The sequence below is a fragment of the Ruminococcus sp. RTP21484sp1_RTP21281st1_A8_RTP21281_210402 genome, from assembly GCF_040914025.1.
GTDB lineage: Bacteria > Bacillota > Clostridia > Lachnospirales > Lachnospiraceae > Blautia_A > Blautia_A faecis.
The window spans coordinates 19,188-35,331 of sequence record NZ_JBCPGE010000024.1; the positions used below are offsets into that span (position 1 = coordinate 19,188).

Below are 16,144 nucleotides of genomic sequence, written 5' to 3' on the forward strand. Positions count from 1 at the left end.
ATGGAAATTGTAAGTAAGACAGAGGGCAGCAAGGTAACTATGGAGATCACAGGATGGCTTGACACCCAGACTGCACCGCAGCTGGAAAAGGAGCTGTCAGCACTTGATCCTGGTACAACCAGCCTGGTATTTGACTTTGCAAACCTGGAATATATCTCTTCCGCCGGACTTCGTCTGGTAATCGCCGCTTATAAGAAGATGGCAGGCAAGGAAGGCTTCCGGATTGTAAATGTTTCTGATGAAGTGTACGATGTTTTCAGTCTTACCGGATTTGACCAGAAGATCAATATTGAGAAAAAATAAAGGTTGAATTCGTGCATGGCGAAACGTATTGCGGGTCACAGGTAACATTCCGCGAGGTGTTTTTGTAAACAAAGTTCACAGAAAACCCGAGAATTGCGGCGCGAAATCATGTGAATGCATGATTTCTGTGCATGGCGAAGCGTATTGCTGTGATTAGAGTGAACAGTAATCTGTCTGGAGTAGACATAGGGAATCCACGGTTACTATCCGGTTCTTTTATAGTAAGAAATGATAAAATTATATAGAATCAATATCAATACTCTTGAGGATCCCTTGCAGAATGAAAGCCTTTTGGAACAAGTTGGACCAGAGAGAAGAAAGAAGGTCATCCGGTATCTTCAGCCGGATGACCGCAAAAGGAGTCTGGGAGCAGGAATTATGATCCGAAAGATCCTGAATGGGAACGGACTTTCCGAAAGCAGCCTGAAATATTCCGAAAATGGGAAGCCTTTGGCGGACCATTTCCATTTTAATATCTCCCATGCTGGAGAATATGTGGTAGGAGTAGTGTCGGATGGTGAAGTGGGATGCGACATTGAGCGGAATGTCAATGCGCCTCTGGAAATTGCGGAGCATTATTTCCATTCGACAGAGCGGGAATATATAGAAGCTGCTTCTGACCCGGGCAAAGCTTTTTTTACACTTTGGACCTTAAAGGAAAGTTATATGAAAATGACAGGCAGGGGGATGAGCCTTCCGCTTGATTCTTTCGAGATCATTCGAAAAGATCAGGGCTTTGTTCTGGGAAAATCACCGAAAAGACCAGGCTTTTTCAGGACAATGGAATTTGAGAATTATATTTTCTCAGTGTGCATGGAAAGTGATTTTTCTTTGCCGCCCAAGGGCTTTACAGAGCTTCTGTGACACTACTGCCTTTTGCTGCTATCCAGCATGGATTGGAGCTTATTTTTAGTCAAAAAATCCTTAAGAATTATATGCAAAAGACTTGACGGATATGTCCGCTGTGTGGTAAACTGTACAAGCGACATGGAAGTTAGGTCTTTTTTTTATGCCGAAAAACGGTGGCGGATACACCGAAAAGGCTGATTTAAGACCATGCAAATGAAAACACTGGAGGTGGAAGTTGTGCGCGTTAGGATTACATTAGCATGTACAGAGTGCAAGCAGCGTAACTACAATATGACCAAGGAGAAAAAGAACCATCCTGAGAGAATGGAAACCAAGAAATATTGTAAGTTCTGCCAGAGACACACAATGCACAAGGAAACAAAATAGTCACTTTAGATTGTGAGGTTAGGCTATGCAAGAAAAAGAAAAATCTGCAGGCAAGACCGCCAAGGCTAAGGAGCCGAAGAAATCCTGGTTCCAGGGGCTGAAGGCAGAGTTCAACAAAATTGTCTGGACAGACCGCGATACACTGATGAAACAGTCAGTTGTTGTTATTGTCATAACCGTAATTCTCGGTGTGATCATCAGTGTGATGGATGCAGGCATTCTGGAATGCATTAATCTTTTAATCAAATAAGGACAAAGGTGATTGTATGTCAGAAGCAAAATGGTACGTTGTCCATACCTATTCCGGTTATGAGAACAAGGTAAAGGCCAACATTGAGAAGACAATTGAAAACCGACATCTTGAGGATCAGATTCTGGAAGTACGGGTTCCTCTGGAAGACGTTGTGGAGATGCGTAATGGTGTTTCCAAGCAGGTCCAGAGAAAAATGTTCCCAAGCTATGTTCTTATCAACATGGTCATGAACGACGATACCTGGTATGTTGTCCGGAATACCCGTGGAGTGACTGGGTTTGTTGGTCCGGGATCCAAGCCTGTACCGCTCACAGAAGAAGAAATGAAGCCGCTGGGCATCAAAGATGAGACTGTCCGCGTTGATTTCGTCGAGGGCGATACCGTTGTTGTAACAGGCGGAGCCTGGAAAGAGACTACAGGTGTTGTGACTGCCATCAATCCGCAGAAGCAGCTTGTAACGATCAATGTAGAGATGTTTGGACGCGAAACACCGGTTGTAATCAGTTTCGCAGAAGTTCAGAAAATGTAACAGACAAAGGTAACACAATATCGTGGGAGGGACATACCCCCGCCAATACCACATAGGAGGTGCCGAAAATGGCAAAGAAAGTAACAGGATATATCAAATTACAGATTCCCGCTGGTAAAGCAACTCCAGCACCACCTGTAGGTCCGGCTCTTGGACAGCACGGTGTAAATATCGTTCAGTTTACAAAAGAGTTCAATGCGAGAACAGCAGATCAGGATGGTATGATCATTCCTGTAGTAATCACTGTTTATGCAGATAGAAGTTTCAGCTTCATAACCAAAACTCCGCCGGCTGCAGTTCTTCTTAAGAAAGCTGCAAATATCAAATCCGGTTCCGGCGTACCGAACAAAACAAAAGTTGCTAAAGTTACAAAAGCTCAGGTTGAGGAGATCGCTCAGCTTAAGATGAAAGACTTAAATGCAGCATCCATCGAAGCAGCAGCAAGCATGATTGCTGGTACTGCAAGAAGTATGGGAATTGAAGTAGTTGATTAATCACAAATAGTAAGTGGGAGGGCTTTTCCCCGCAAATACCACAGGAGGTTATAGAAATGAAACGAGGAAAGAAATACGTGGAGGCTGCTAAGGCAGTTGACCGCGCAACATTATACGATACTAATGAAGCTATCAGCTTAGTTAAAAAAGCTGCTGTTGCCAAATTTGACGAGACTATCGAAGTTCATATCCGCACAGGCTGCGATGGACGTCATGCAGATCAGCAGATCCGTGGTGCAGTAGTTCTGCCACACGGTACAGGTAAAACTGTTCGCGTTCTTGTATTCGCTAAGGATGCAAAAGCTGAGGAAGCTAAGGCTGCAGGTGCTGATTTCGTAGGCGCTGAGGACCTTATTCCGAAGATCCAGAATGAAGGATGGCTTGACTTCGACGTTGTTGTTGCAACTCCAGATATGATGGGTGTTGTTGGACGTCTTGGTCGTGTACTTGGACCGAAAGGTTTAATGCCTAACCCGAAGGCTGGTACTGTAACTATGGATGTTACAAAGGCTATCAATGATATCAAAGCTGGTAAGATTGAGTATCGTCTTGACAAATCAAACATTATCCATGTGCCGATCGGTAAAGCTTCCTTTACTGAGGAGCAGTTAAGCGACAACTTCCAGACGCTGATTGGAGCTATTGTAAAGGCTAGACCTAGCACACTGAAAGGACAGTATTTAAAGAGCGTTGTTATTGCTCCGACAATGGGTCCTGGAGTGAAGATCAACCCGATCAAGTTAGCTTAATAGATGAAAATGAAGAGCACTCACCGCGAGGTGGGTGCTTTTTTTCATGTCATAATTTTGATATTTTATAGTGAGTTTTGGTATATGTTTTTTATCATATGAGATATCATATGGGAAAATCGGGTCAATATAAAGACCAGGAGGAGTGTGCAGGGATGAAATATGGATATTTTGATGATAAGAAACGAGAATATGTGATTACCAGACCAGATACACCAGCGCCTTGGGTAAACTATCTGGGAGATCCTGAGTATGGTGCCATTGTGTCCAATAATGCAGGCGGATACAGCTTTGTAAAGTCTGGGGCTAACGGAAGAATTTTACGTTATGTTTTTAATCAGTTTGACGAGCCGGGAAGATATATTTATCTGAGGGACAATGAAACGAAAGATTTTTGGTCAGCGTCATGGCAGCCTGTAGGAAAGGATCTTGAAAAATATAAAAGTGAATGTCACCACGGTACTGCTTATACCAGGATGATGGCAGATTACAGCGGTATTCATTCTGAGGTTAGGTATTATGTACCCCTGGGACAGTCTTATGAGGTGTGGAGCCTTTGTGTGGAGAACTGTTCTGATAAGGAAAGAGAAATTAATGTAACCGGATATGCGGAATTTACCAACAACAGCAACTATGAGCAGGATCAGGTAAATCTGCAGTATTCCCAGTATATTACCAAAACTGTTTTCAGAGGAAACCGTGTACGCCAGATGATCCATGCAAATCTGGATCGTCTTGATGAAGGGGAAAAGGTAGATAACAAAGATGTGACAAATCGGTTCCTGGGTCTGGCCGGCGTGCCAGTGGATTCCTGGTGCGGTGAAAAAGAAGCATTTCTGGGGAGATATCACGGTTATGGAAACCCGGTAGGAGTAATTGACGGCAAGCTTAATTGTGAGGGAAATTATAATGAAAACAGCTGTGGTGCATTGACAGCAGTGTTAAAGCTTGCCCCGGGAGAAAAGAAAGAGATGGCTTTTCTTGTAGGTATGAAAAAGAATGACGAGGCAGAAGCGATTGTTGCGCGTTATGACCAAAATTGCCAGCAGGTTTGCGAAAGGGAACTGGAAGAACTGATCAGTTACTGGCATGGACAGCTTTCACATTTTCAGATAAAAACTCCAAGTAATGAATTTAATACCATGATCAACACATGGAACGCTTACAACTGTTTTATGACTTTTATCTGGTCCAGAGCAGCATCCTTTACTTACTGCGGTCTGCGCAATGGATATGGATACCGCGACACTGTGCAGGATATTCAGGGCGTGATCCATCTGGCACCTGAAATGGCAGCGGATAAGATCCGTTTCATGTTGTCTGCCCAGGTAGATAATGGTGGTGGTCTGCCTCTTGTTAAATTCACCCATAATCCAGGACATGAGGATACGCCAGACGATGCTTCCTATGTACAGGAAACAGGGCATCCGGCATATCGCGCTGACGATGCTTTATGGCTTTTTCCAACTGTATATAAGTATGTGTCAGAGACAGGAAATGTAGATTTTATTGATGAGGTAATCCCATTTGCAAATAAAGATGAAGGAACAGTATATGAGCATCTGAAACGTGCGATCCAGTTCTCGATGGAACATCTTGGAAAACATGGAATGCCGGCGGGACTTTATGCAGATTGGAACGACTGCCTGAGGCTTGGAAAAGATGGAGAATCTACTTTTGTAGCTTTGCAGTTTTATTATGCAATGACCATTTTGAAGGAGTTTGCGGCTTACGAAAAAGATGAAGAATATATCTCATATCTGGAAAAAAGCCAGGAAGAGCTTGGGAAACTGATTGAAAAGCTTTGCTGGAATGAAGACCGGTTTATCCGCGGTTTTACAGAAGCAGGAGAAATAATCGGACAGCGTACAGATCCGGAAGCAAATATGTGGCTGAATCCCCAGAGCTGGGCTGTGATCAGTGGGCTTGCAACAAAGGAGCAGTCAGAACTGGCACTTGAGCAGGTTTATAAAAGACTGAATACAGAGTATGGTGCTATTCTCATGGATCCCCCATACCACGCACATGCTTTTGACGGTGCACTGGCTGTAATTTATAATGCAGGAACAAAAGAAAATGCAGGGATTTTTTCTCAGTCACAGGGATGGATCATTCTGGCAGAAGCATTAATGGGACATGGAGAAAGAGCATTTGGCTACTTTATGGAAAATGCTCCGGCTGCACAGAATGATAAGGCGGAGATCCGCAGACTTGAGCCATATTGCTATGGTCAGTTTACAGAGGGGAAAGCAAGTCCGAATTTTGGCCGTTCTCATGTACACTGGCTTACTGGAACTGCGTCTACTGTTATGGTAGGATGTGTGGAAGGTATTCTTGGAATGCGTCCTGATTTCTATGGTCTTCGTATCGCACCGTCCATACCGAAGGAATGGGATGGATTTGAAGTCGAAAAAGATTTCCGCGGCTGTCACCTGCACATTAAAGTGCAAAATCCGGGACATGCAGAGAGTGGATTTAAGAAACTTACTGTAAACGGTGAAGAGTTAAAAGATAATTATATCCCACAGGATAAGCTGACTGCTGAAACTGAGGTTGAATTGTATCTGTCGTAAAAATTTAGTAGGCCTGGTGGGTGGACGCAGGCAGAAAGCGAGAAACATTGATGAAACATATAGAATTTCAGGATAAAAACGGAAGCTTTATTATACATGATCCGGAAAATTATAGCGGTCTGTATCTGCCTATGGCGGGAGAAAAAGGACTGAAATCCAGTATCACCCCTAATCTGGGAGGTGACAGCAAAACGGATCAGAATCATTTCCTTCTTGAGCCTGTAAGTATTGAAAACCTGCATAACAACCGAAATACCAGAAATTTCTGGTGTCAGGTATATAAAAGCACAGAAGCATGTGATACTGCTCTGTCTGGAGCAGATCCGAAGCTTCTGGGCTGTTGGTCTGTCTGTGGAAATTCTGCAGAACAGGAATTTCAGAAATTTACAGATAAGCAGGACGAAAGCACACTGGAAGCTGGTTTTATGTGGCAGAAGATTTCCCGAAAATCACAAAAATATGGTCTTCAGGCAGAAGTAACATCTTTTGTTACAATTTCTGGGGACATGGAAGTAGAATATGTGGAAATCACAAATATTTCCGAAAAAAAAGTGGAAATTGTGCCAACAGGTGCAATTCCGGTATATGGAAGAAGTGCAGATAATCTTCGAGATCACCGCCATGTTACCTCCCTTCTCCACCGAATTCGGACCACCGATTATGGTGTGGAAGTAACCCCGGTTTTGTCCTTTGACGAGCGGGGACATCAGAAAAATAATACTACATATTTTGTATACGGTTCAGATGAAAACGGAGAGAAGCCGGAGTCATTTTATCCTACGGTGGAGGAGTTTATAGGAGAAGGCGGAACCTTTCTGAATCCAGAGGCAGTAAGAATTAATAAGCCCGGAAAACCCTCTGGAACAGAACTTCAGGGAAAAGAGGCTGTTGGAGGCATCCGATTCAGCCGGAAAACACTGAAACCAAGGGAAACAGCTGGTTATATTTTACTATGTGGGATTGCAGATGCCGGTGAGCAGCAGTTCCCAAGAAAGGAGAATACAGATAAAAAGGCAATAGATCCGGCAAAAGCTTCTAAATGGATAGAGTCGTTGACTTCTGGCTGCAGGACCCGCTCCCAGGTACGGAATATGCTGGAAGAAGTAAAAGAACACTGGATTCGGAAGGTTAATGTAGCGTTTGAAACTGGAAGCGAAGATGCGGATAATTATCTGAAATGGATCTGTTTCCAGCCAATCCTCAGAAGAATTTATGGATGTTCTTTTCTCCCCTATCATGATTATGGAAAAGGGGGACGCGGCTGGCGCGATTTATGGCAGGATTGCCTTGCCTTGTTGATCATGGAGCCATCTGAGGTAAGACAGATGATCATTGATAATTATGGAGGTGTTCGTATTGATGGAACAAATGCCACAATTATAGGAAGTGGTCAGGGAGAATTTATTGCAGACAGGAATAATATTACCCGTGTATGGATGGATCATAGCTTTTGGCCGTTTGTAACTACGAAGCTTTATTTGGATCAGACCGGGGATCTTGATGTTTTATTTGAGAAGATTCCATATTTTAAGGATCTTCAGTCAAAACGCGGAACAGCTCATGATGAAGAATGGAACAGCAGTTATGGTAATTTACAGAAAACAGATGCTAATGAAATATATCATGGAACTGTTCTGGAACATATTCTTCTTCAAAATCTGTGCGCATTTTTTGATGTGGGAGATCATAATGAAATGTGTCTGCATGGAGCAGACTGGAATGATGCCTTAGACATGGCCTGGGAAAAAGGTGAGAGTGTGGCCTTTACCTGTGCTTATGCCGGAAATTTGAAGGATATCGCTTATGTGCTTAGAGAAATAGAGAGTGTTCAGGGAATTAACAGGATTGAGCTTGCAGAAGAAATGGAATGTCTGTTTGCCTGTGGAAAACAGTTATATGAAAACCCTGAGAAAAAACAGAAGGTTTTGAAGCAATATACTGATTTGAGTGCCCATAATCTCAGTGGAAATAAAGTAGTGCTTTCTCTGAAAATGGTATGCAGCAATCTGGAAGAAAAAGCAGACTGGCTCGTGGAAAATATTCGGAAAAATGAATGGATCCAGGATGGGGATAAAGGCTGGTTTAATGGATATTATGATAATCATGGAAGAAAAGTAGAATATAGCGCGGTTTCAGATGAAACCGACAATAAAGCTGGTGCAGAGTGTAACACCCGAATGATGCTTACCGGACAGGTATTTGCTGTCATGAGTGGTACCGCTACAGAGGAACAGATACAGGCAATCTGCAGGAGTGCAGATGCATATCTGTATGACAGGAAAGCCGGCGGCTACCGCCTGAATACAGATTTCAAAGAGGAAAAATTTGACCTGGGAAGAATGTTTGGATTTGCATATGGAGAAAAGGAAAATGGTGCCGTCTTTTCCCATATGGCAGTTATGTATGCCAATGCATTGTACAAAACCGGTCACGCCAAAGAAGGATACAAAGTTCTTCAGACTCTGCTTGATACTGCAATGGATTTTGAACGCAGCAAAATGTACCCGGGAATCCCGGAATATTTCGATAATCAGGGAAGAGGCTTATACGCATATCTGACCGGAGCTGCAAGCTGGTATATGCTGACCATGATAACAGAAGTTTTTGGAGTAAAAGGCCAGCTGGGCGATATGGTGATAGCACCTGCACTTATGCCTGAGCAGTACGATCAGGAAGGAAAAGCTTCCTTGAAAATAGAATTTGCCGGAAGGAAATTTTCCATTCATATTTTTAACAGGGAGAAAAAAGAATGGAATAAAGTGCAGATAAAAGAAGCCTTTTGTGATGGTACTTTGCTGTCGGCAGAAGGCGGCAGGCAGGCTCGCCTGAAGCGCTCTGAAATAGAAAAACTGACTTTGGAAAAAGTACATGAAATTAATATTATTTTGAACTAATCTGGATAAAGAATTAGAAAAATGACCAGATATTCAGGAATAACAATGCATAAATAAAGGTTATTCCTGAATATCCGGTCTTTTTATGTAAGGCGGAGAATTATGCATTGCAGGAGCCTTACGTGCTAGAGCCTGTTTGAAAAATCATTCCCGCAATCTGCACGCCCCACTTTGCGGTATATTTTGCCCGAATTCAGTTGCCGTAGCCCGCTACGGCGCCTTCATCCGGACAAAATCTTCCACAAATTGTAACGCACATCATGCAGAAAGCTTTTTTCAAACACGCTCTAGGTCAGCTTACCACATGGATTTATAATACCTATCCCTGTATTTTTTTGGAGTCAGACCAGTGAAATTTTCGAATACCTGAATAAAGTGACTCTGGGAAGAGAAGGATAGGTAATTGGCGATGTCAACTACTGCTTTGTCCGAGTAGCGAAGAAGATGTGTGGCTTTTTCTATTTTTTTCTCCCTTATGTAGTCACTGATGGAAATTCCAAGATTTTGTTTGAATACCCTGGATAGATAATTCTGGGAAAGACCGGTGTGGCAGGCAAGGTCTTCTATGGTGATACGGTCCTTTATATGAGCATAGATGTAATCAATGCACTGCATAACTGGCTTGGAAAGTACGGATAATTTTTTTTGCAGGATCATTTTTCCGGTAAAATCCTTTGCCATAGTGTGGTGAAGGTCTGCAATCTGTCGCAGGGAAGTGCAGGAATCCATTTTTAAAATGTAAAAGTCACTAAGCCGGTAGGCCTGCTCTGCCTCCATTCCTCCGTCAATGCAATATCTGGTAAGCATCGCAGCTGTAACCACAAAGTGGTATTTCAGATTCGTGACAGGGTTTCTGGAAAGGACTCCGGTTCCCTCCAGATTCGTAAAAGAATCTGCATTACAGTTCTGTATGACAGTTTCCATATCTCCGGTTTTTACTGCCGTATAAAAGGAATATTCAACAGAAGGCGGCCTGTGCTTGGATTCAGTTTCGTTTTCTTCAAATTCTGTGTTGTACCAGTCTTTTGATATTGCCATGTAATCCCCTCCAAAACAAAAATGTGTCATTTTTTATATTATGACATGAATCTGATATTTTGTTAAGAGAAATAATATAATGTCAAAAATAAAAATGGTATATTTATTGCACCAAAGAGATACAGCATTAAGAAAATGCTCAAAAAAGGAGGATCTTTTATATGAAGAAGAGAGCAGTATCTATGTTACTTACAGCTGTTATGGCAGTTACCGGTATGGCTGCAACAGCAACCGTAGCACATGCAGAAGGAGAAGAGGGAAAGGTTATTAACATCTATTCCTGGAACGATGAGTTCCGTACACGTCTGGAGGCTATTTATCCAGAAGTTGAGTCCACTTCCAGCGATGGAACTGTTACAACCTTAAAAGACGGAACTGAGATCCATTGGATCATCAACCCAAACCAGGATGGTGTTTACCAGCAGAAGCTTGATGAGGCGCTTCTGAATCAGGCTGATGCATCTGATGATGATAAAGTAGATATTTTCTTAACTGAGACCGATTATGTTTTCAAATATACAGACAAAGATGCAGATGTAGCAATGCCGCTTACAGATCTTGGAATTGACCCGGATACAGATCTTGCAGATCAGTACGATTTCACAAGAACAACTGCTTCTGACTCTGACGGAGTACAGAGAGGTTCTACATGGCAGTGCTGCCCAGGAACCCTGGTATACCGTCGTGATATTGCAAAAGAAGTTTTTGGAACAGATGATCCGGCAGAAGTAGGCGAGAAAGTAAAAGACTGGGATACAATGAAAGAGACTGCTGCTCAACTGAAGGAGAAAGGTTACTACACATTTGCTTCTTATGCAGATACCTTCCGTTTATATGGAAACAGCATCACACAGTCCTGGGTACAGCCTGGTGAGACAACCATTACAGTTGACCAGAAGATTATGGATTGGGTAAATGATTCAAAAGAGTGGCTGGATGCAGGTTTCCTTAACCCGACTGTAAAAGGACAGTGGAACGATGACTGGAACAAAGCTATGGGCTCTCAGTCAAAAGTATTTGCATTTCTGTTCCCGGCATGGGGAATCGACTTTACATTAAGTCCAAACTGGGATGGCGATGCAGGTTCATGGGCAGTTACAAATCCTCCACAGGAATACAATTGGGGCGGTTCTTACATTCATGCAGCAACAGGTACTGATAATCCAGAGCATGCAAAAGACATTATCCTTGCTATGACTGCAGACAAAGACAACCTGTTAAAGATTTCTAAGGATTATTCAGATTTCACAAATACAAAGAGTGGTATGGCAGAGGCTGCTACAGATGATGCAAACTTCTCTTCTGAGTTCCTTGGCGGACAGAATCCATTTACATATTTCGCACCTGTTGCAGAGAACATTAAGATTGCTCCGCTTTCTGCCTATGACCAGGGATGCGTAGAACTGATCCAGAATTCCTTCAGTGATTATTTCCAGGGAAATGTTGACTTTGATAAAGCAAAAGCAAACTTCGAGACTGCTATTAAAGAGCGTTATCCTGAGATCTCTGAGGTTAAATGGCCGGAATAATGTAGATAGTTCTGAGGATTTTGTTTGCAAAAACATCTTGCAGAATACTATTAAAAAAATAATGTCCATGTGACATTTGAAAATTGGTATAAGGAACGTGGAGAGGATCCTGTAACATAGGATTCTCTCCTGTTCTGTAAGATGTGTGTAAAGGAGAACTGTTATGAAGAAAAACAAGAAAAGCATTAATTATGGAAAATGGGGCTACCTGTTTATCCTTCCTTTTTTTATAATCTATTTGATTTTTTCTTTGATTCCATTGGTTGATACGGTCCGTTACAGCTTTTTTGAATATTTCCGTTCTGGAATTAAAGAAATCGGACCCAATTTTATTGGAATGGCAAATTACATCAGTCTGCTGAAATCCGATATGTTTAAATATGGAGCAAACACATTGATTCTGTGGCTGATCGGATTTGTGCCGCAGATTGTGGTTGCGTTAGTTCTGGCAGCCTGGTTTACAGATGCCCGTTTGAAAATAAGAGGAAAACAGTTTTTTAAAGTGGTAATATATCTGCCGAACCTGATTATGGCATCTGCATTTGCACTTTTATTTTTTACTATGTTTTCTACAAACGGACCAATAAATTCTATTCTGATGTCTCTTGGATGGATTAAAGACCCTATTGATTTTATGGGATCTGTAGTTGGAACAAGATCATTAATTGGCTTTATGAACTTCCTTATGTGGTTTGGAAATACAACGATTATGCTGATGGCGGCTGTTATGGGTATCAGTATGGATATTTTTGAGGCTTCTGACCTGGATGGCTGCAATAGTATTCAACGTTTCTATTATATTACATTGCCGCTGATCAGACCGATTCTTGCATATACATTGATCACATCTATAATTGGTGGTCTTCAGATGTTTGATGTACCACAGATCCTGACAAATGGACAGGGTAATCCAGATAGAACGTCTATGACGCTGATCATGTTCCTGAACAGTCATCTGAAGAGTAAGAACTATGGTATGGCTGGTGCATTATCTGTTTACCTGTTTATTATCAGTGGTATTTTATGCTTCATCGTATATCGCATGACCAATGATAATGATCCGGATGGTTCCAAAAAGGCTGCAAAAAAACGTGCTAAGGAAGAAAGGAGAAGATTAAGAAGATGAAGAAGAAAGCAGGAAGCCAATTCAGAACAGTTTTCGCACATATCGTACTGATTCTTCTGTCTTTTATGTGCCTGTTCTTCTTTTACGTATTGATAATTAATGCAACCAGATCTCATGGGGATCTGCAGAAAGGTTTCTCAGCACTTCCAGGAAAATATTTCCTTGAGAATCTGAAAAACGTGGCAAACGACGGAAGCTTTCCAATGTTTCGGGGAATTTTGAACAGTGTGATCGTATCTTCCTGTAGTGCCGCACTTTGTACATATTTTTCATCCCTTACGGCATATGGTCTTTATGCTTATGAGTTTAAGGCAAGAAAGGTTGCTTTTACATTTATCATGGCAATTCTTGTAATGCCAACGCAGGTTACTGCAATGGGATTCCTTCGTCTGGTTACGAAGATGGGATTATATGATTCCCTTCTGCCGCTGATCATTCCCTCCATTGCATCTCCAGCTGTATTTTATTTTATGTACAGTTATCTGCAGTCGTCTCTGCCGCTTTCTCTTGTGGAGGCTGCCAGAATCGATGGTTCCGGAGAATTCCATACCTTTAATCGCATTGTGATTCCAATTATGAAGCCTGCAATTGCAGTTCAGGCGATTTTTACATTTGTTGGTTCCTGGAACAACTACTTTGTACCGGCCCTGATCATCCAGTCCAAGAGTAAAATGACGGTGCCGATTCTGATCGCTACTCTTCGTGGTGCTGATTATATGAATTTTGATATGGGTAAAATTTACATGATGATCACAGTTGCGATCGTGCCGATCATTGTTGTGTACCTGCTTCTTTCCAAGTATATTATTGCAGGTGTTACCCTTGGTGGTGTCAAAGAGTAATGGCGTTTACACAGTTTAAGCACAGTGGGACTTTGAATCCGGAAATATCTGTCTGCGAGAAAAAGCATAGCTCTTTTGCAGAAAAAGCGGCAGAGGAAGGCATTGTTCTATTGAAAAATGAAAATATTCTTCCCATTTCATTATCTGCATCGGTTGCCCTTCTGGGCATCGGTGCGGATAAAACTGTAAAAGGGGGGATTGGTTCCGGAGATGTAAATAACAGGCAGAATATTACCATTTACGAAGGAATGGAAGAATCCGGAATTCGGATCACCAGCAGGGACTGGCTGGATGATTATGAACATCGCTATCAGAAAGCGAGACTTATATGGAAAGAGAAAATTCTTGAAGAAGCAAAGCATGTAAATAATCCTTTTGATGCCTATGCATCCAATCCATTTATCATGCCGGAGGGGCGTCCTGTTTCTGAAATGGATATCCAGGAAGCTGAAATTGTTGTTTATGTAATCAGCCGTATTTCTGGTGAAGGAAAAGATCGTCGTCTTGAAAAAGGTGACTATTATCTTAGTGAACGAGAAGAGAAAGATATTCTTTTTCTAAACAGCAGAAGTGTGCCTATTGTTCTGCTTATAAATGCCGGTGGTCCTGTGGAGCTTACAGATATTCTGGAAAAAGCGCAGTGGATAAAAGGTATCCTCAATATTTCCCAGCTTGGACAGGAGGGGGGACGTGCGGTTGCAAGGATCCTTCTTGGAGAAGCTGTTCCAAGCGGAAAGCTTACAACAACCTGGGCAAAAAAATATGCGGATGTGCCATTTGCAGAGAATTTTAGTTATCTGAATGGAAATCTGGAATTGGAAGAATATAAAGAAGGAATTTATGTGGGCTATCGGTATTTCGATAGTTTTGGTGTAAAGCCACTTTTTCCTTTTGGCTTCGGTCTTTCTTATACAGATTTTAAGATTCAGTTTTGCAGTATTGAAATTGACAAGGATAAGATTGCAGTAAATGTATCTGTAGAGAATATTGGAAATACTTTTGCAGGAAGAGAAGTTGTACAGGTGTATGTATCACTTCCCCGGGGCAGGATAGAGAAAGAATACCATCGCCTGGTTGGATATGCAAAGACAAATGTATTAAAGCCGGGAGAAAAACAGGAGTTAAAGATCCTGTTTGATGGAAAAACTATTGCAAGCTTTTTTGAGGATGCAAATGCCTGGATCGTGGAAACAGGAAAGTATGGTCTCTGGATTGGAAATAATTCAGCCAATCTGAAGCTGGAGGCTTTTATAAATGTGAACCAGGATGTAGTTCTGGAGCAGACGCAGAAACTGGAAGCATTGGTTGAATTATCTGAAAAACTGGAAGCTTCAAAGAATGTAAAGGCTGCAGAAAAGCAGCTGGAGAAAAGTAGAAATGCTGATTTTCCCACCATACAGTTTGAAGCATTGCAGAGAAAACAAAAGGCTGGAAATGTTGACCGAGAGTCTCTGGTCATGGGAAACTCGCTGGAAATTCTGGCAGAAGAGCTGCCTGTAGAAGAATTGATCCCACTTTTATACGGAAATACTGGTGGTATTAGCAGCAATCTTGGAGCAGCAGGGATTAAAGTGCCTGGTTCAGCTGGCGAAACTTCAGAAGCTCTTTATGAAAAATATGGAGTTCCGGTATTGATCATGGCAGACGGACCAGCTGGTATCAGACTGCAAAGAAGTTATGAGGTAAATCGCGAGAATGATTCTGTTTATGGAATCGGTGTTCTTGGTTCTTTGGAAAATGGATTTCTGGTAACAGAAAAGCCTCACCAAAATGCAGATACGTATTATCAGTACTGTACTGCTTTTCCGGTTGGTACAGCTTTGGCGCAGTCCTGGAATCGGCAGCTGTTGAAAGAGTTTGGAGAAATGATAGCTGAGGAAATGGAGAAATTTGGCGTCAATCTCTGGTTGGCACCGGGAATGAATATTCACAGAAATCCCCTGTGCGGACGAAACTTTGAATACTATTCAGAGGACCCGCTGCTTGCAGGAAGTCTGGCCGCAGCAGTTACCAAAGGGGTTCAGAGTAAAGCAGGATGCGGGGTAACGATTAAGCATTTTGCATGCAATAATCAGGAAGATAATCGTATGGGAGTAGATGTTCATCTTTCTGAAAGGGCCCTTCGTGAGATTTATTGTCGTGGATTTGAGATTGCCATAAAGGAGAGTAAACCTGCGGCAATTATGTCCTCCTATAATCTGGTAAATGGGGTACATGCCGCAAACAGCAAGGATCTGTGTACCAGAATTGTGCGTGATGAGTGGGGATTTGAGGGCGTGATCATGTCGGACTGGAATACTACGGAACCCGAGGACGGAAGTATTCCATGGAAGTGCACAGCTGCCGGAAATGATATTATCATGCCAGGAAGTGAGAATGATCATAAAAGTATTCTGGATGGTTACAGAAGTGGGAAGCTTTCAGAAGAAGAAATTCGTATCTGTGCCAGAAGGGTATTGAAACTAATTGATAAACTGCGAAGCAGTTATTTGGTTATGAGCAAGTAGTGAAGCGGATTGCGAATATTCGCTTGACTAAAAGGACTGAGCAAGGTATGCGTATGTGTACTTTGCTCTTA

The 16,144-nt window shown here is 42.2% G+C and carries 14 protein-coding genes and 2 pseudogenes; 14 read left to right on the forward strand and 2 right to left on the reverse strand.

The genetic code is table 11. The annotated features are described in order from the left end of the window. The 9 genes from AB5170_RS12455 (at window position 1) to AB5170_RS12495 (ending at window position 9,031) form a co-directional block, all read left to right on the forward strand. Window positions 1-303 carry an STAS domain-containing protein gene (locus tag AB5170_RS12455; RefSeq protein WP_118577945.1) on the forward strand — a complete coding sequence of 101 codons (303 nt, stop codon included), beginning with the start codon at window positions 1-3 and terminating at the stop codon, window positions 301-303. Between the two features lie 273 nt (window positions 304-576). Next, on the forward strand, window positions 577-1,167 hold the full coding sequence (locus tag AB5170_RS12460) for a 4'-phosphopantetheinyl transferase superfamily protein (RefSeq protein ID WP_237925824.1): 591 nt from the start codon (window positions 577-579) through the stop codon (window positions 1,165-1,167). Window positions 1,168-1,389: 222 nt separating this feature from the next. After that, window positions 1,390-1,539 carry a 50S ribosomal protein L33 gene (gene rpmG / locus AB5170_RS12465; RefSeq protein ID WP_117853039.1) on the forward strand — a complete coding sequence of 50 codons (150 nt, stop codon included), beginning with the start codon at window positions 1,390-1,392 and terminating at the stop codon, window positions 1,537-1,539. A 25-nt stretch (window positions 1,540-1,564) separates the two neighbouring features. Further along, window positions 1,565-1,789, forward strand: a complete 225-nt coding sequence (secE, locus tag AB5170_RS12470) for a preprotein translocase subunit SecE (RefSeq protein ID WP_173718538.1) — start codon at window positions 1,565-1,567, stop codon at window positions 1,787-1,789. A 16-nt stretch (window positions 1,790-1,805) separates the two neighbouring features. Continuing rightward, window positions 1,806-2,321, forward strand: a complete 516-nt coding sequence (nusG, locus tag AB5170_RS12475) for a transcription termination/antitermination protein NusG (protein ID WP_173718537.1) — start codon at window positions 1,806-1,808, stop codon at window positions 2,319-2,321. 68 nt (window positions 2,322-2,389) lie between these two features. Further along, window positions 2,390-2,815, forward strand: coding sequence for a 50S ribosomal protein L11 (rplK, locus tag AB5170_RS12480; RefSeq protein WP_117852954.1), 426 nt, complete (start codon window positions 2,390-2,392; stop codon window positions 2,813-2,815). Between the two features lie 56 nt (window positions 2,816-2,871). After that, window positions 2,872-3,564 carry a 50S ribosomal protein L1 gene (gene rplA / locus AB5170_RS12485; protein WP_118577943.1) on the forward strand — a complete coding sequence of 231 codons (693 nt, stop codon included), beginning with the start codon at window positions 2,872-2,874 and terminating at the stop codon, window positions 3,562-3,564. 155 nt (window positions 3,565-3,719) lie between these two features. Then, window positions 3,720-6,137, forward strand: coding sequence for a N,N'-diacetylchitobiose phosphorylase (locus tag AB5170_RS12490; protein ID WP_173718536.1), 2,418 nt, complete (start codon window positions 3,720-3,722; stop codon window positions 6,135-6,137). A 50-nt stretch (window positions 6,138-6,187) separates the two neighbouring features. Further along, on the forward strand, window positions 6,188-9,031 hold the full coding sequence (locus tag AB5170_RS12495; protein ID WP_173718535.1) for a cellobiose phosphorylase: 2,844 nt from the start codon (window positions 6,188-6,190) through the stop codon (window positions 9,029-9,031). 118 nt (window positions 9,032-9,149) lie between these two features. Here AB5170_RS12495 and AB5170_RS12500 read toward each other — a convergent pair. Further along, window positions 9,150-9,278 (reverse strand): annotated as a pseudogene (locus AB5170_RS12500) (DUF6783 domain-containing protein). On the opposite strand from AB5170_RS12500, the pseudogene AB5170_RS12505 reads away from it, so the two are divergent. Beyond that, window positions 9,228-9,347: pseudogene (locus AB5170_RS12505) on the forward strand (DUF6783 domain-containing protein); the annotation flags it as partial. The pseudogenes AB5170_RS12500 and AB5170_RS12505 sit on opposite strands and share 51 nt — an antisense overlap. On the opposite strand, the gene AB5170_RS12510 reads toward AB5170_RS12505, so the two are convergent. Next, window positions 9,329-10,069 (reverse strand): helix-turn-helix domain-containing protein, encoded by a 741-nt coding sequence (locus AB5170_RS12510; protein WP_148463499.1) that lies wholly within the window; start codon window positions 10,067-10,069, stop codon window positions 9,329-9,331. The pseudogene AB5170_RS12505 and the gene AB5170_RS12510 sit on opposite strands and share 19 nt — an antisense overlap. A 161-nt stretch (window positions 10,070-10,230) precedes the next feature. On the opposite strand from AB5170_RS12510, the gene AB5170_RS12515 reads away from it, so the two are divergent. From AB5170_RS12515 to AB5170_RS12530, 4 genes are all read left to right on the forward strand, one after another. After that, window positions 10,231-11,598 carry an ABC transporter substrate-binding protein gene (locus AB5170_RS12515; RefSeq protein WP_173718534.1) on the forward strand — a complete coding sequence of 456 codons (1,368 nt, stop codon included), beginning with the start codon at window positions 10,231-10,233 and terminating at the stop codon, window positions 11,596-11,598. Between the two features lie 163 nt (window positions 11,599-11,761). Continuing rightward, window positions 11,762-12,724 (forward strand): carbohydrate ABC transporter permease, encoded by a 963-nt coding sequence (locus AB5170_RS12520; protein WP_148463497.1) that lies wholly within the window; start codon window positions 11,762-11,764, stop codon window positions 12,722-12,724. Next, a complete protein-coding gene (locus AB5170_RS12525) occupies window positions 12,721-13,566 on the forward strand; it encodes a carbohydrate ABC transporter permease (RefSeq protein ID WP_148463496.1) in 846 nt (281 codons plus the stop codon). Before AB5170_RS12520 ends, AB5170_RS12525 begins: the two co-directional genes overlap by 4 nt. Further along, a complete protein-coding gene (locus AB5170_RS12530) occupies window positions 13,566-16,073 on the forward strand; it encodes a glycoside hydrolase family 3 N-terminal domain-containing protein (protein ID WP_173718533.1) in 2,508 nt (835 codons plus the stop codon). The genes AB5170_RS12525 and AB5170_RS12530 overlap by 1 nt, the downstream gene beginning before the upstream one ends. Window positions 16,074-16,144: the final 71 nt, after the last annotated feature.

What these genes read in the sequence shown, in the direction of transcription:
- AB5170_RS12455 (WP_118577945.1), top strand. Translation starts at nt 1, where the DNA reads ATGGAAATTGTAAGTAAGACAGAGGGCAGCAAGGTAACTATGGAGATC.
- secE (WP_173718538.1), top strand. Translation starts at nt 1,565, where the DNA reads ATGCAAGAAAAAGAAAAATCTGCAGGCAAGACCGCCAAGGCTAAGGAG.
- nusG (WP_173718537.1), top strand. Translation starts at nt 1,806, where the DNA reads ATGTCAGAAGCAAAATGGTACGTTGTCCATACCTATTCCGGTTATGAG.
- rplK (WP_117852954.1), top strand. Translation starts at nt 2,390, where the DNA reads ATGGCAAAGAAAGTAACAGGATATATCAAATTACAGATTCCCGCTGGT.
- rplA (WP_118577943.1), top strand. Translation starts at nt 2,872, where the DNA reads ATGAAACGAGGAAAGAAATACGTGGAGGCTGCTAAGGCAGTTGACCGC.
- AB5170_RS12490 (WP_173718536.1), top strand. Translation starts at nt 3,720, where the DNA reads ATGAAATATGGATATTTTGATGATAAGAAACGAGAATATGTGATTACC.
- AB5170_RS12495 (WP_173718535.1), top strand. Translation starts at nt 6,188, where the DNA reads ATGAAACATATAGAATTTCAGGATAAAAACGGAAGCTTTATTATACAT.
- AB5170_RS12510 (WP_148463499.1), bottom strand. Translation starts at nt 10,069, where the DNA reads ATGGCAATATCAAAAGACTGGTACAACACAGAATTTGAAGAAAACGAA.
- AB5170_RS12515 (WP_173718534.1), top strand. Translation starts at nt 10,231, where the DNA reads ATGAAGAAGAGAGCAGTATCTATGTTACTTACAGCTGTTATGGCAGTT.
- AB5170_RS12520 (WP_148463497.1), top strand. Translation starts at nt 11,762, where the DNA reads ATGAAGAAAAACAAGAAAAGCATTAATTATGGAAAATGGGGCTACCTG.
- AB5170_RS12525 (WP_148463496.1), top strand. Translation starts at nt 12,721, where the DNA reads ATGAAGAAGAAAGCAGGAAGCCAATTCAGAACAGTTTTCGCACATATC.
- AB5170_RS12530 (WP_173718533.1), top strand. Translation starts at nt 13,566, where the DNA reads ATGGCGTTTACACAGTTTAAGCACAGTGGGACTTTGAATCCGGAAATA.